15 protein-coding genes are annotated in these 13,364 nt (G+C 69.3%); 6 read left to right on the plus strand and 9 right to left on the minus strand.

All coding sequences use genetic code 11. From position 1 onward, the window contains the following. The first annotated feature begins 92 nt into the window (after positions 1 to 92). Both IE206_RS35210 and IE206_RS35215 read left to right on the plus strand, forming a co-directional pair. Positions 93 to 1,364, plus strand: coding sequence for a hypothetical protein (locus IE206_RS35210; protein WP_229853296.1), 1,272 nt, complete (start codon positions 93 to 95; stop codon positions 1,362 to 1,364). Between the two features lie 48 nt (positions 1,365 to 1,412). Beyond that, positions 1,413 to 2,309, plus strand: a complete 897-nt coding sequence (locus tag IE206_RS35215) for a hypothetical protein (RefSeq protein ID WP_189969545.1) — start codon at positions 1,413 to 1,415, stop codon at positions 2,307 to 2,309. Positions 2,310 to 2,348: 39 nt separating this feature from the next. On the opposite strand, the gene IE206_RS35220 is transcribed toward IE206_RS35215, so the two are convergent. Together IE206_RS35220 and IE206_RS35225 are read right to left on the minus strand one after the other, a co-directional pair. Beyond that, on the minus strand, positions 2,349 to 4,037 hold the full coding sequence (locus tag IE206_RS35220) for a helix-turn-helix domain-containing protein (RefSeq protein WP_189969547.1): 1,689 nt from the start codon (positions 4,035 to 4,037) through the stop codon (positions 2,349 to 2,351). Further along, positions 4,034 to 5,080, minus strand: coding sequence for a hypothetical protein (locus IE206_RS35225; RefSeq protein ID WP_189969549.1), 1,047 nt, complete (start codon positions 5,078 to 5,080; stop codon positions 4,034 to 4,036). The genes IE206_RS35220 and IE206_RS35225 overlap by 4 nt, the downstream gene beginning before the upstream one ends. A 630-nt stretch (positions 5,081 to 5,710) precedes the next feature. On the opposite strand from IE206_RS35225, the gene IE206_RS35230 reads away from it, so the two are divergent. Further along, entirely contained in the window at positions 5,711 to 6,145 is a 435-nt protein-coding gene (locus tag IE206_RS35230; RefSeq protein WP_189969551.1) for a hypothetical protein, read from the plus strand. Positions 6,146 to 6,313: 168 nt separating this feature from the next. Here the strand turns inward: IE206_RS35230 and IE206_RS35235 are convergent, their stop codons facing one another. Next, the gene (locus IE206_RS35235; protein WP_189969553.1) at positions 6,314 to 7,240 is read right to left on the minus strand and encodes a hypothetical protein; all 927 of its coding nucleotides are present in this window, start codon (positions 7,238 to 7,240) and stop codon (positions 6,314 to 6,316) included. Positions 7,241 to 7,306: 66 nt separating this feature from the next. Continuing rightward, complete coding sequence (locus tag IE206_RS35240; protein WP_229853297.1) at positions 7,307 to 7,699, minus strand: hypothetical protein; 393 nt, start codon at positions 7,697 to 7,699, stop codon at positions 7,307 to 7,309. A gap of 168 nt (positions 7,700 to 7,867) precedes the next feature. Between IE206_RS35240 and IE206_RS35245 the strand changes: the two genes are divergently transcribed. Continuing rightward, positions 7,868 to 8,197 (plus strand): hypothetical protein, encoded by a 330-nt coding sequence (locus tag IE206_RS35245; protein WP_189969555.1) that lies wholly within the window; start codon positions 7,868 to 7,870, stop codon positions 8,195 to 8,197. Between the two features lie 82 nt (positions 8,198 to 8,279). After that, entirely contained in the window at positions 8,280 to 8,543 is a 264-nt protein-coding gene (locus IE206_RS35250) for a hypothetical protein (RefSeq protein ID WP_053726660.1), read from the plus strand. A gap of 186 nt (positions 8,544 to 8,729) precedes the next feature. Here IE206_RS35250 and IE206_RS35255 read toward each other — a convergent pair whose 3' ends face one another. Both IE206_RS35255 and IE206_RS35260 read right to left on the minus strand, forming a co-directional pair. After that, positions 8,730 to 9,110: a hypothetical protein gene (locus IE206_RS35255; protein WP_189969557.1), complete on the minus strand. Its 381-nt coding sequence runs from the start codon at positions 9,108 to 9,110 to the stop codon at positions 8,730 to 8,732. Continuing rightward, entirely contained in the window at positions 9,107 to 9,310 is a 204-nt protein-coding gene (locus IE206_RS35260; RefSeq protein WP_053726662.1) for a ribbon-helix-helix protein, CopG family, read from the minus strand. The genes IE206_RS35255 and IE206_RS35260 overlap by 4 nt, the downstream gene beginning before the upstream one ends. A 488-nt stretch (positions 9,311 to 9,798) precedes the next feature. Between IE206_RS35260 and IE206_RS35265 the strand changes: the two genes are divergently transcribed. Then, positions 9,799 to 10,347 carry a DUF6248 family natural product biosynthesis protein gene (locus IE206_RS35265; protein WP_189969558.1) on the plus strand — a complete coding sequence of 183 codons (549 nt, stop codon included), beginning with the start codon at positions 9,799 to 9,801 and terminating at the stop codon, positions 10,345 to 10,347. 63 nt (positions 10,348 to 10,410) lie between these two features. Here IE206_RS35265 and IE206_RS35270 read toward each other — a convergent pair whose 3' ends face one another. The 3 genes from IE206_RS35270 to IE206_RS35280 all read right to left on the minus strand — a co-directional run bounded on the left by IE206_RS35270 (position 10,411) and on the right by IE206_RS35280 (position 13,200). Then, on the minus strand, positions 10,411 to 11,049 hold the full coding sequence (locus tag IE206_RS35270) for a hypothetical protein (protein WP_189969560.1): 639 nt from the start codon (positions 11,047 to 11,049) through the stop codon (positions 10,411 to 10,413). Between the two features lie 424 nt (positions 11,050 to 11,473). Beyond that, complete coding sequence (locus IE206_RS35275) at positions 11,474 to 12,646, minus strand: MFS transporter (protein ID WP_189969562.1); 1,173 nt, start codon at positions 12,644 to 12,646, stop codon at positions 11,474 to 11,476. Further along, positions 12,643 to 13,200 (minus strand): hypothetical protein, encoded by a 558-nt coding sequence (locus IE206_RS35280; protein ID WP_189969564.1) that lies wholly within the window; start codon positions 13,198 to 13,200, stop codon positions 12,643 to 12,645. The genes IE206_RS35275 and IE206_RS35280 overlap by 4 nt, the downstream gene beginning before the upstream one ends. Positions 13,201 to 13,364 lie beyond the last annotated feature (164 nt).

Below are 13,364 nucleotides of genomic sequence, written 5' to 3' on the forward strand. Positions count from 1 at the left end.
CCGTCTCCGGCCGGGGTCGCTCACCTCTGAGACGGGGCGAGCACCCGCAGTGATCTGGCGAACAGAAGTCGTCCGTACAGCAGAGGAGTTCCTTGACCGCCCGACATCTGACCAAGCGCGTGGAGCTGCCGCTGCCCGGCATCGGCTCCGCCTCAGCGCGCGTCACCGTCCTGGAGCGCGGCCGCGTCCGCTACGTCGTGCGTGCTCCGCACGTGCACGGGACCTTCGTGGTCGTGCCGGAGCACATCGCGAACGGCCCGATTCTGCCGTCCAGCGTGGCGGTGCAGTTCGGTGACGGCCTTGAGCCGCTCGGCAGTTTCTACCGCGAGCACCGGCCCGACGAGCCGGTGGTCCACGGCGTCCGGGTCCATGGCTGGACCGAGCGTCTGCACCCGGATGACCTGCCGAAGGGGTGGTTCCTGGGCCGCTACACCGCCGGCCTGCGCAACGGCATCCACCGGGAGCTCTCGCGCGGCACTGAGCGCCGCACCGAGGCCGTGATCCTTGCCATCGTCACGCACTGGCGCAGCCTGCCCGATCGGCGCGCTCTCATGAGGACGGCGGCCGGCGAGAAGGCGGCGGAGTACGCCGAGCACGAGGGCAACCGTGCGACTGCGGCGGAGGCCCAGGCTGTCGAGCTTGAGCAGGAGCGCCGGGCCGTACGTCAGCGGCTCTGTGCGCTGGCCGGCATTCTGCGCCGCCGCCCGCGTCCAGTGCAGGCGCCGGATCCCGAGCCGGTGCAGCTGCAGATCGAAGATCCCCGCCGGGGCCCGCTCGGGCAGATCACGGTGCGCGAGGTCGCGGTGAACGCCGAGGTCGCGGGCAGCGTTGTCTACGAGGTAAAGGGGGCTCGGGTTTCCGGGCGGTTCACCGTCGGGTCGAACAGGCTCCGGCCGGAGCCGATCCCGCAGGGCATCTGGGTCGCTTACGGCCACGCCAGCGGCGCGTACTTCGAGGACGAGCGGGAGCACGCGCCCGTGGTCAACGGCGTGCGCCTGTGCGGCCAGTGGGACCGCGACACGAGCGAGGACATCACGCTCACCGCGCCGGACACCATCGGCGCCCGGGTGCCGTCCCGGGGCTCGGCGCCGCACGCCACCGAGCTGCGCACCGCAGCCGTCGTCCGAGCACTGGCCCTGCACTTCCTGCGCCGGCCGGACCTGGCGGCGCTGCGCCTGGCAGCCGCACAGGCCAACGTCCCGTACCTGCGCGGCGAGGCCCGGCGTCGCCTGCGCGAGGTGAAGCAGCAGCTGGCCATCGAGCAGCACAACGCGCACCGCCACCGGGCCCGCGAGCGCGAACTGCGCGCCCTGATCCCCAGCGACCCCCGAGAACGAGAAGACCGGCCCGCCGCGGCCGCCTGAACACCGCCCCGAGTTCACCGCCCTACCCCGCGCACGGAATGGAGATCAATGCACAGCAACGTCATCGAGCAGCGCAAGCAGGAGGCTCACGACGACTTCGCCGTACGCGGCCAGGCCGTGGCCGACATCCTCAACGCCCAGGACATCCAGGGCGCAGGGTGGACGGCCACGGCCGGGGTCAACCTGTACGGGTCGTTCACCCTGCGCCACCCCGCCGGCTTCGCCGTCCACGTCGCCCGCCTCACCCCCAACCTCTCCGGCGCCGCCGGGCGGCGGCTCACGGTCGACGGCCACTACCCGCGGGAGTACTACGGCGACCGTGCTCCGACGATCGGCGTCGGCCTCGACCAGCCGGCCGCGCGGCTTGCCCGCAGGATCGTCACCAAGTTCCTGCCGGCCTACCTGAACGTGTGGCCCACGGCGATGTTGCACAAGCGTCTCGAGGAGCGGCAGCGGGCGGAACGGACCCGGCTGAACGCGCGCATGGAGCGGGCGCTCCCCACCCTCGGGGCCGGCGCTGTCGGCGGCGGCCCGGACCGGCTGCAGTCGTACGCGTCAGTGAATCACCAGGTGGAGGGAGAGCGGACCACGTGTCGTGTGAAGGCGCGCCTGAGCCACGCCGGAACCACGGTAGACCTGCAACTGGACTGGGTGCCCGCGGACCTCGCCGTACGGATCCTCCAGGTCCTCAATCCCGCGCCGCCCCTGGAAGGCCGGATCATGCCCCGTCCACTGGCACTGGACGCCGTTCCCGAGGCAATCACCACGCCTCAGCTCCTCGTCGGCGAGGTCGTACGCGGATCCCGGACTCAGCGCGTGCGGCCGCAGCTGGCCAGCGGCCACAGCGCGGGCGAGCGGACGGTCTACGAGCCGTGGTTCACCCCGAGCCGCAGGCGGCGTCCGCTCCAGATGCCCCGGAAAGAAGCCGTTCCCGCCGCCCGATAGCGGCCCCTCCCGGTCCTTCAGAAGGTGCGGTGCAGGGGGTCACGCGTACGCCCATCGCCAGGAGCGGCCGAACTGGGTGAGGACCGGATCGCCCTCGTGAAGGCGGACAAGGCCGACGTCCTGACACAGGCGCAGCACACTGGGAAGGTCGCGGAGCACGGCCCGCTCCGCGCCCTCGGGGTCCTCGAACTCGTCCTGGCCGTACTTGTCCTTGCCGATCACGTTCCACACCGCCTCGCCCACCGTGCTCACCGCGACGGGCCCGTCGGCGGCTGCCAGGTGCTGCCGGATGACGGCCAGAGCATGCTCCAGCTCGGGCCGTTCACTGAGCGGGGACAAGACGGTGGGCCACCAGAGCACCGTGAGGGCCACGTCGACCAGGGCGTCGGCCAGAGCCTTGCACAAGGCCACGGGGTCGTCGGCAAGGCGAAGGCTGTCGCTCACCGGGAGCAGCATGCCGCCGTCGGCGTGGAGGATCCCGGCGGCTGTGGTCCAGGTGATGATCCGCGTCAGGTGGGACAGCTCCGCGCTGGAGCGCGTCTTGTACTGGAAGCCGTGTTCGACCTGATCCCAGACGTCACCGGTGTCCAGCGCCTCGGTCAGCATGCGGGCGTCGGCCAGTTTGATGTGCCCCTTGCCGGTGAGCTTGCGGCCGCCGCCGACCCACCGCACGAACGCCTCGATCTTCTCGACCCCGGTCCGCTCCACCCCGCTCTGCGGCACCACCCCCGGCCGCCCCGCCCTTCGCCGAGGCGCCGGCACCCGCGCCGGTGTCGGCGCGGCGGGCTGCGGGGGCGGGGTCCGCGGCGGCACGGTCAGCGGGCCGGGGACGCGGACGGGGCCGCGCTGGCGGGGCGTGTCACCGGGGCACCACAGCCCGTGCGGCCACGGCTCGGACAGGTCCCGGCCGTCGCGAACGTACGCAGCCCAGAAGTCCTGGAGGCTGGACTGCTGGTGATTCAGCGGGCTGTCCGTCCCCATCAAGGGCAGCGCGAGGAGCGTCTTCCCGTCTGCCTGCAGGAGGGGTTGCCCGCAGGCGTTGCACCACGCGGCCTGTCCGGCTTCCTCGTCCTCGTGGAGGCCACCCGTGTCGACCGGCCCCTGGGTGAAGCCCGCCGTGGCCCCGCACGGGCAGCGCCCGTCGTAGAGGTACAGGTCCGTATCGGCGCTGTGGTCGCGCTCGGCGTGCAGCCATGCGGGGTGGACGCCGAGGGCGTGCGCGAGCGCGATCCGGTGTTCCGCAGTGGGCAGCGAGTTCCCGGACGCCCAGTGCCTGAGCTGATGGGCCGGGCATCCGATCGAACTCCCCAGCTCGGGGCCTGATTTGCGCAGTGTCGTCGACCACAGGCGGATGCGGCGTGCCAGCGGGCCGAGGGCGAGGAGCGCCCATACGTCGTGCTCGACCGGGTCGACCCATCCCCGCTCGCCGACGAAGAGGTCCTCGTTGTGCTCGCGAGCCCGTCGACGCAGGGCCCGTTCGAGCCAGCCCCGGGCGGCTTCCTCGCTCGCCGTGTCGGCGTCGGACAGGGTGCACACCGCAGCCTCGGCGTACTCGCCCTCCTCCTCCAGGTCGCCCTCGACCAGGATCTCGAAGGCGCCGGCCAGTAGTCGTTCGAGTACGAGGCGGCCTGCCGCTCCGCGTCCGGCCGGGACGGACAACAGGGCGGTCACCGTGTCCGCGGTGCGCAGCATGGCGAGCCGTTCGTGCTTGTTCCACTCCGACGTCACGCGCCGGCCTCCTCGCCCTGGCCGTGTCCGCTCCCGTTGGTCTCGTCGGGCTGCACGATGCCCGCGGCGGCGCGGACCTCCCGGAGCAGGGCGCCGGCCTGCTGTTCGTCGGCTGGGTCGAGGTAGAGCAGGCTCATCAGGATCATTTCCGCGCAGTTCCACCGCTTCTGCCGGTGCGCGACCAGAGCCAGCCCGTGCAGCCCGCGCAGCAGCGGCCGGTTGGACTCCTCCTGCCACGGGAGCACCCCGCTGTCGTACATCGGGAAGGCGAGCGGCACCTCGGCGACGGCGACCGCGCATTCGTACCACCGGCGGGCCTCGGTCAGCACGGCGCGATCGTGCTCCTTGCCCCGGTCGCGGGCGGCGGCCAGGTGGAGCTCGGCCCGCATGACGTAGGCCTCCGCCGCCGCGGGCTGCTCGGCCACCAGTTGCTCCAAGCGGACGGCTGCCTCCTGCGAGGAGAGACGGATTAGCTCCTCGTGGGCGTTGGGCGGAAGGCTGTGCACGGCCGGCAGCCGGTAGACGGGTCGAGGCCCCTGGGTGAGGACGTGGCGCCGCCACCGGTCCGGCTCGTCGACCGGTTCCAGTAGCGCTGGGTCGATCTCCTCGGGTTCCTCGTCCCAGTCCTCCTCCTCTTCGGGGGCGTCGTAGTCGAGGGGCTCCACCCCGGCGGCGGCGAGGTAGGACGGGTCGAAGGTGCTGCCGCACGGCTGTGGCTGGTCCTGGTCGCGGGCGTGGCCCGTCGCCTGGATCGCTTCCGTGCACAGGCCGGAGTGGAGCAGTTCCATCGAGACGGCGTGGTACTGCTGCGGCCACATGTGTGCGCCGACCCCGGGTCCCCAGAATTCGAGGCTCTGCTGGAGCAGGAACCGCAGCGCCATGTCGCAGCCAGCACCGTCAAGCCGCTGGCCCTGTTGCATGATCTGGTCGGCGTTCTCCTGCACGGTGGCCAGGGCCTTCTGGTAGCCCATGCCGGTTTCGTTGCTGAGTCGGCGGGCGATCCGCGAGAAGTGCGTGGGGGACGTACGAGGTGTTGTTGACATGGCGCTCTCCTGAACACGGTCCCGTAGATCGCATCGCCCACCTCGATGCGCCAACAGGACCGACAGGCCGGGCGCGACAACTGCATCTGCTCTCCGGGGCCGAGCACGGGCTCGGTTCACTCAGCGGCCAACGGTGGGTCGAGCCGGCGAGCGCGCGCCCCCTGGGACGCACTGCGACCACAATATCCCGCTGCCACATGGCGACGCGTCGTGTTCAGGCGATCCACCCCGGTGAGGGTCGCTGCACGGATCGGGCAGGACCTCGGCGGTGTGACTGGGCAAGGCAGTCGTCACCATGCGCGCCCCGCGACCTGCGCGTTCAACTCGCCTTGAGCGTGCTGCTCGTCACTAGATGGGCGAGATGGTTGTCACCTGCTGCGCCTGGTCCCGGTTGTTGTCACCGCCGCCGGGGCGAACTGGCTGCTCAGACCGGGTGCGCTCGCGCGGAGGCGTAGCCAGGTCGGGGTGCAGTGACAGCAGTGACAGTCTGCGCGCCCAGGTGACAACTGCCTCGCCCGGTCACAGGCGGTGAAGAGCCGGCACGTGCCGAACTCCGGTGTCAGCGCTCTCTGCCAGCATGGACGGGCCGCTCGCGGAGTGGCGGATCAGAAGGCAGCGAAAGGGGAGGTCGTGGCGAAGTACGAGGAGCAAATCGACAGCATCGGCATCGAGCCGATCGTGGGCGGGGCGGTGGTGTCGTTCGCCTCCACCCGGCGGGAATCCCAGTTCAACCCGCGCGAGGGCCGGTCCCGCGTGAAGAGTGCCTCGGTGTTCATCGCCCACGGTGAGGTGCGCGCCATATGCGAGGCCCTGGTCCAGCGGGAGAGTTACCGCAGCCCCGGCGATGAGGACGACGCCTTCCAAGGTTTCCGCATCAGCCCTTGGGATGGGGAGCCGGACGTACGCGGGTTCTTCCAGTACTTCGGCGGCGGCAGCGTGGTCGAGGTCGACTTGAGCGAGCGTACGCAGTCCGAATTGCTGGGGAAGCTGCAGCAGATCGGGACGGACGGTGACGGTGAAGTGCACGTCCGCTTCTACGACCACCGCGGCCTGAACTTGGCCTGACGGACGGCGCGGGAGCGAACGCATTGCCCGGCACTGGGTCCGTCCGCGACGTCAACGTCATCGCGGCGAGCCGGGGCCCGATGTAGCGCGAGGCACGGCGGCTGGCCGCCGGGCCTCGCTGGCGCTCGCCAGGTGATTCGACGCCTACTGGCCCGCGGCCGCCGACCCTTACCAGGTGGCGACGCGTGCGATGTATGCGAGCAGCGCCCCGGTAACACCTGGCGAGATCGGGACCTCGGCATTGACGGTCATGGTCGAGGCGCCGAAGGCGCGGCTGGCCGCTTGGGTGATCGTTGCGGTGCCCCCGACGGGAGACAGCGAGAAGAACCGCACCCCGGGCAGGTTCTCGGGCAGGTCCGCCTCCGCAGAGTGCTCGTCGGCGGGCGGTGCGCCGTCGATGTCGGCCAGGTCGGCGGCGAGGTGGCGCAGGTGCCAGTCCTCGTGCGCGCACGCACCGTGGCACCGGATCCTCGCCAGACGCCGGCCGTCGGGCGCGTACAGCACGTGCCGGGTGTGGTCCCGGTACTTCTTCGTGTGCACGATGGCCTGTTCGGCGCCGGAGTTGAGCCGGACGATCCAGAAGGCGTCGCCGTCCTGGTCGTGGAACTGCCAGGTCATGCAGATGTCGGCGGCGACGGCGAGGTCCGGCCAGTCGGCGGCGGTGCCGGTGTCCTTTCCCTGCCAGGTGTGCAGGTGGACGCTGCTGCGTCCGGCGGCCGGATCCGCGATCCACATTCCGGGGGTACGCGGCCAGTCCCGCACCCGGCCGAGCAACAGGGGCGCCGTGCCGGGCCAGTTGAGCAGCGGCCGATGCGCGTGCGCGTTCTGGTAGACCGGGCAGTGCGCGCACCGAACCAGGGACGCGCTCGACCCGCCGTCGGCGGTCAGGCTCGGGAGCTTCCCGCCGACGCAGCGCTCGTAGCCGCCCCAGCGCTGCCGACCGGTACGGGCCTCGAAGAGCGACGCGAACCTGATCGGCCGAAGCCCGCAATGGGCAGGCGTGTCGAAATGGGCGTTCAGCGAAAGCCGGTTCCACCCACAGCCGTCCGGCCCGCGGGGCCCGTAGTCGTTTGGGTTATCCAGGTAGACGGGCACAAGGTCTCCAATCAGGATCAGGGAAGCGGTAGAGCTTGCCGTCAGCGGGCGGCACGAGGGGCGTGATCAGGCGCCGGGGTGGGAGGCCGAACGGCCGCCACCGATACCGGAACGGCGCGGCAGCGGAACCGGGTTGAGCATCGGGTCATCCAGGTTGACGTACCAGTCCTCGTCGTTGGCAAAGATCGTTTCGCATCCGGCGGTGCAGGCCAGCTCTCCGAGCTTGAGGCGCTTCTGCAGCTCGTGCACCGGCGGGTTGAGATAGCCGACGGCGGAGCCGTGGTTACAAAACCCGCGGTCACGTACCGCGTGCCAGACATCAGCCTCGGCGTGCATCTGCGCCATCTCCAGATCGACATCCAGGCGCTGAGTGAGCACGGCTTCCAACTCGTCTGCGCTGTTCTCGTCCGCGTACAGCAGGAGGACTCCTTCGTGATGGGGACGGGGGAGCCGACGCATGGAGCGCTCGGCCGCAACTTCAATGTACCCAGACTGGAGCCATATAGAAAACTATTAGGGCGAGATCCTCTATTGACCCTTTAAGTTTGACTCACGGACCTATTCGGAGTATATTTGAGTTTGCGAGTGCGGGGCGTTCCTCGCATCCGGATGTCTGAGGAGTGTGTGATGGAGAAGCTGCCTGTTGAGATCACCGTTCACCGGGTCTACGAGGACGGGGTCGTGGAAGACCTGACCTGCCCGCCGGGCTCTGACCTCTGGCACCCCCTCGACTTCGTCCAGCGGGTGATCGCGAAGGGGCACTGGGTCGTCATCGTCCCGGATCAGGGTTCCGGCGTCGTCGCCGAAGTGTCCTTCCCGATCGGGCCGGACCTGCTGTCGGAGATCGTCTCGAAGGCGATCAGCGCGGGGCAGAGCACGGCCGTCCTGCCCGAGAACTTCGACCGGTCAGGGTTCCTGCCGGTCCTTCGGAGCCTCACCGCAGGAGATCCGGCGTAGCCCGGAAGGTGGGCACCCGGCCAGGCCAGAGCACCGCACGCTGCCCGCCAACTCCCAGTCACGCCAAACGAAAGGCTCCACAGTGATCACGAACGTAGAGAGTCTCGCCCCCGCGCAGGTCGTCGCGGAGATCCTGGTCGCGGCGATCCACAACATCGCCGAGCAGAACATCAACGGGCACAGCCTTGAGGCCGTCAGGACCCGGCTCGAAGGCAACCTTGGCGCGATTGCCCGCGCGGCGAAGACCTACAACTCGTCCATCAAGGACGGCAAGACCGGACCCGAGGCGCAGCGTGACGCCGCCCTGGCGGTCGTCACGAACTACCGCTTCCAGCACAAGCTCTAGCCGCCAAGGGCGCCCCGGCCCCAACCCGTTGAAGATGGGGCGCGCCGTGCCTCGTACCTGAGCACGCCGGCCTGCCGGCCGCCCACCCGGAGATCGGTTGGGACACTCTCCGCACTCTCCAGAAGGGGCAACGCTCGCCCCTTGCCGGGCTCGCCGTCGCCACTGCCTGACGGCCGAATCGCGAGGTCAGGTCGTCCAGGACCGGAGTGAGCGCGCGACCCCGCGAAGGTCCTCTTCACCGGCGCGGACCGCTCCGGCGAGCGCCCAGAGGGCATCCGACTTGGCCTCGACGGCGTGACCGGAGATCTGGAGATAGGCATCAGCGGCCGCGTACCCGACGACGAGGTTGTAGTCCTCGAAGGGCCTCAGGACCAGGGCGTGGTGCAGGAACGTTGCCGCCCTCGACACGGCATCCTCGTAATAGGGCTGGCCTGCGATTTGTTCGTAGCGGTGCGCGGTGCCGGTCCAGTGGAGGGCTCCCCAGTCGGCGATCCCGATGTTCCTGGGGGCGGCCTCCTCCTGGATGGCCAGGAGCCATCCAGGGTCGACGTAGACGATCGGGCTCACCGCATGCCCTCGGGCGCGTCCTTGACGGCCTCCAGGGCGACCGGTACAGCGGTTCGGGCAGCAGTGAGGAAGCGCGCCTTGTCGGCGTCGCTGATCAGCAGCTGCTTGGCCCAGGACCGGGTGGACTGGCCAAGTCTCGCGGCGTGCTCGTTCACCCGGTCCAGTTCTTCCTGTGTGAGGTCTACGGAGATTTTCGGCATGTCTCTACCGTACCGCCCGATGCCTCCATCTGTGGAGGCACCAGTGGAGGCATTGCCGTCTTCTACGGAGCTGGTGTCCACTTCCGCAAGCCCATGATCAGGCGCCGCAGCTTTGCGGCGTAGTCCTGGGTATGCGATGGCCCTCCGGGGCCGTGGCGCTCGCGGAGCTCCCCGGAGCAGGGCCTGCAGTCCGATGCCGAGCTCCCGAGCCGGCAGCGACGTGACGGCGAGTCCTCCACAGAACGGCCCACCTCCCAAAATGGCCCTTTTGAATTGACTCACACCCCCCAATAAAGTACATTAGAAGCGAATTCGGTGCTCCCGGAGCCGCCCATGCCGCATCGCGTGTCACCAATTTCTCACGCACTTTGCCCGCCCCAGTGCTGGATGTCCTGCTCGGACGCTATCGGCAGGGCGTACCGCCCGCCTGGCCATCTCGGAGGCCCGCTCGTGACTCGTCAGACCATCCGCCCGCCCCGGGCAGAGCAGTGAGCAATGTGATCCGGCGACCGCAGCGCAAGCTCACCGCGGCCGAGTACGAAGTCATACGCGGCGTGCAGCTTCTCAACTTCCACCGCATGCTCCACCTCGGGCTCGTCGATCCAGTGCCCAACCCGTCCCCGATGAGCGAGGACGAGGGCGCCTGGGTCCGCGAGCACGTATGGCCGAAGCACCTTCACCGCATCGACGACGGGTACGCGTTCGGGTTCTGGCGCTGGGCCATGTGCGAGCGGGGCACCTGCTGGAACTGCCTGTACGGCCGGTGCGATTGGTGCATGCACCGGCAAAAGGGCAGGCCCGACGCCTGCGACAACGTCGAGCCGGTACACAGCCTCCGCGGACAGATGGTGGCCACCTTAATCCTGCGTCCGGGCGGTGAACCATGTGTGTGGTGGTGCCGGTGCCCCTGCGCAAAGGAGGGCACCGATCCCGCCGCAGATGCTCCCTCGGCGGTCGAGGCGCCTCCCCAGGCCGCCCAGCCGCCGTCCGGTTCCTCCGTGGAACGCCGCGGCCAGGACCCGCTGCCGGGTCTGTAGTCCCGTGACAGCAGGCGGCCGCCGGCCCGCCGCACCGGTGCTTGGCCGCCGGTGATGCTGGTGCTACTTCTTGGCCTGCTCTGCGGCGGTGGCTGTGGGGCGCTCGCCATCCTGCACCTGCTGCAGCCGCTTGAGCGTGGCGGCAAGAACATCCTGGGCGCCGGTGCGGTCGCCGCCTGTGCCTTCGACCTTCACTCTGATGTTGACGTTGCCCGAGCGGCTGAACGCGTAGACGGTGTCTTTGCTCAGGCCGGGGTTGGCGACGAGTACGGACTCCTCCCCCACTTTCTTCTTGAGGTCCTGCTCCTTGCTCGACTCCTTGCCCCTCCACGCCCCGTACGCGTCCTTGGAGTTCTCCGCCGAGTCGTACAGGCAGACGGCGACATCCATCATGTTGGCCGTGGAGCCGTTGTAGGTGAACCATGCGGAGCCGCCGCGGACCCACCCCTTGGCAGCGGCGGTGGCGCCCGATGCTGTGCAGGACGTGCCCTCCGATGTCACCCTCTTGCCCTCGTAGGCCTCCCATCCCGAAATGACCTCTCCGGTGCCCGGAAGGGCCTGCGATATCTCGCCCTGGGCGAGCTGCTTGGTGATGGGCTTGTCCGACTCCTGTGCGGAACTGTCCGAGTTGTCCGACGAGCAGGAGGTGAGAGCGGCGATGCCCAGGAGGGCGACGAGTGCTGCGGTACCTGTGCGTGACATGCGCATACCATAATCCGCGGCATTCGTTGACCGCGTGAGATCGGCCATCTTGCGGCTTCCCGTGTCGGATCCGGAACTGTTCGGCGCGCCGCGCAGCCACCGCTCGGCCGACCGCTTTCAGGCGAACTCGGATGTCCGCGTCGGCGAGCCATTTCGGCAGCGCCGGTGTCCCACGCCTCGTCGCCGCCCCGGGGAAGAAGGCGCCGGGCCTCTCGCCTTGTGCTGAGCCCACGGCTTCGGGTACGCCACCAACGTGGGAGGCATACACCAGCACGGATCTTGCAAGGGCCTCAGTGATTTTCCGAGTGGTTGAGTGTCCGTTTTGATGCTGGCCAGGTTGACGCTGTCGCATAGGTGTCAGTGCCGGTTCCGGATGACTGCCAGTTGGTCAGGGCGTTCCGTTGGCGAACCGGCCGTGGTGAGCTCAAACGGCTTGGGAGACGAGGACAAGTGCAACGGTCAGTACGACCGGCACCGTGAGAGCCAGGGGCAAGCTGGTGGCGGTGGCGATGCCGCCCACCGCAGCCGGGCCGGCCAGTAGGCCGACGTTGCCGATCGTGCTCACCGTTGCAACGGCGCGGGGGCCGGACGAAGCGGCGGCGTTGTAGAGCAGTGGCACGATCGGGGAGAGCCCGACGCCCAGGACGCCCCAGCCGATCAGTGCGGCAGACGCTGCGACGGGCGTATTGGTGGTGGCAAGTCCCGCACCGAGGCCGACCGCAGCCACCGTGGCGCCCGTGCGAAGCAACCTCCGTGGGCCGAGGCACTGCGTGAAGGCGTCGGCCATCAGCCTGCCCGCGGCCATGCCAGAGCCGTAGGCGAAGTAGGCGGCGGCCGCCGTCGTGGCGGAGACGCCGAGACCTCGGACATGGACCGCAGACCAGTCCAGCGCCGTGCCCTCAGCGATGAGCCCTGCAGCGACCATTGCTCCCAGCAGCAACACCCTGCCCGGGCGCCGGGTTGTCGGGTCCGGGCCCGAGGTCGGTGCGTCCACTTCGGCGAGGGACAAGGTGGCGGGGATGGTGACGAGCGCCGCGATGATGACGGTGCCACCGACCACAGTGAACACGATCGTGTGGGAGAACCCGGCGGTGGCGGCTGCGACCCCGGATGCGGCGACCGCGCCTATCGAGTAGGCCGCGTGGAAGCCCCCCATGACCGGCTTTCCGAGCCGTCGTTGGCACTCGACACCGGCCGCGTTCAGCGGCACCAACAGCAACCCCTGGCCGCAGCCGAAGATCACCGCGACAGCGACGAGAGTGCCGAAGGAGCGGACCTGGCCCAGCAGCACCAGCGCGGCACCGATGGTGAGTATGGCGGCCACCAGCAGACGAGGCGTGCCGCGGGGGCGCTCGGCTATCCGACCACTGACACTCAGCATCACGATCAGCCCGAGTGATGCCGCGAGGAGGGCGATGGACAGCCTGCCAGGGCTGATCCCCACCGTCTCCTTCACAGCGGGCAGGCGAGAAGCCCAGGTCGCCGTGATCTCGCCCTGGGCCGCGAAATAGCCTGCCAGCAGCCAGCGCGACCGGCGCACCACGTATGACGGCTCGGTCTCCTCGCCGAGCTCCGCCTCACCAACGGTGTCGCTCACTTGCTCCGCTCCGTGAGCATCGGACGTACCGTCGAAGCCGTCCACGAACAGCGCTGCGCCACCGAACAGCTCGTGGCGTGGTCGGAGTTGGGCTGATACGCATCCCAACTCGTCACCATCCAGGCGGAGTCCATCGAGAGGCGTCCTGCGATGTCGGCCCCGGTGATGGCGGGCATCATCCCGGGCTCCCTTTGCCAGGGGTATGAATAGGGTCGCATGGCTGGGAGGTCCGGCTTCTTCTCCGCCTCCGGGTGGCTCGGGCGCGGGCCTGCTTCTGCAGTCAGGACGTTGATGTGGAAGGTGATGTTCTGCCGGTCGTACCAGGCTCCCTGGGGCCCGTTCTCCATGGTCTGAAGGGTCTGGGCAAGGCCGTACTCGATCCGTACGCGTGGCGGATCACCGGCGGGGTATCCGCCCGGGAGCAGGTGAAGGTCGACCTGCCAGAGTCGGAGCTGGTCGGCGATGTTCTGGAATCCCTTGGCGTCATCGGGTTTGAGTGCCTGCAGTAGCTCGACGATGTCGCGGGCCAACTCCACGTTGGGACCGATGTGCACGAAATCCCCCTCGTTTCGATCGATCATGGTCTCGGCCGACCCGGCAACGGTACGGCCCGGCATGTCCTCGACATCTGTCGCTATCGGGGGCGGTCCTGCTGCGTGGCGCGGAGATGCCGCTGCGCCATGTGGAGACCCTGCTGGATGTCGAGCCGAGCATCGGG

Source organism: Streptomyces violascens, from assembly GCF_014649955.1.
Lineage (GTDB): Bacteria > Actinomycetota > Actinomycetes > Streptomycetales > Streptomycetaceae > Streptomyces > Streptomyces violascens.

Bases quoted from the DNA above. Each gene is read 5' to 3' on its own strand.
- IE206_RS35240 (WP_229853297.1), bottom strand. From the start codon at position 7,699: ATGCGTCGGCTCCCCCGTCCCCATCACGAAGGAGTCCTCCTGCTGTAC.
- IE206_RS35270 (WP_189969560.1), bottom strand. From the start codon at position 11,049: ATGTCACGCACAGGTACCGCAGCACTCGTCGCCCTCCTGGGCATCGCC.
- IE206_RS35225 (WP_189969549.1), bottom strand. From the start codon at position 5,080: ATGTCAACAACACCTCGTACGTCCCCCACGCACTTCTCGCGGATCGCC.
- IE206_RS35215 (WP_189969545.1), top strand. From the start codon at position 1,413: ATGCACAGCAACGTCATCGAGCAGCGCAAGCAGGAGGCTCACGACGAC.
- IE206_RS35245 (WP_189969555.1), top strand. From the start codon at position 7,868: ATGGAGAAGCTGCCTGTTGAGATCACCGTTCACCGGGTCTACGAGGAC.
- IE206_RS35260 (WP_053726662.1), bottom strand. From the start codon at position 9,310: ATGCCGAAAATCTCCGTAGACCTCACACAGGAAGAACTGGACCGGGTG.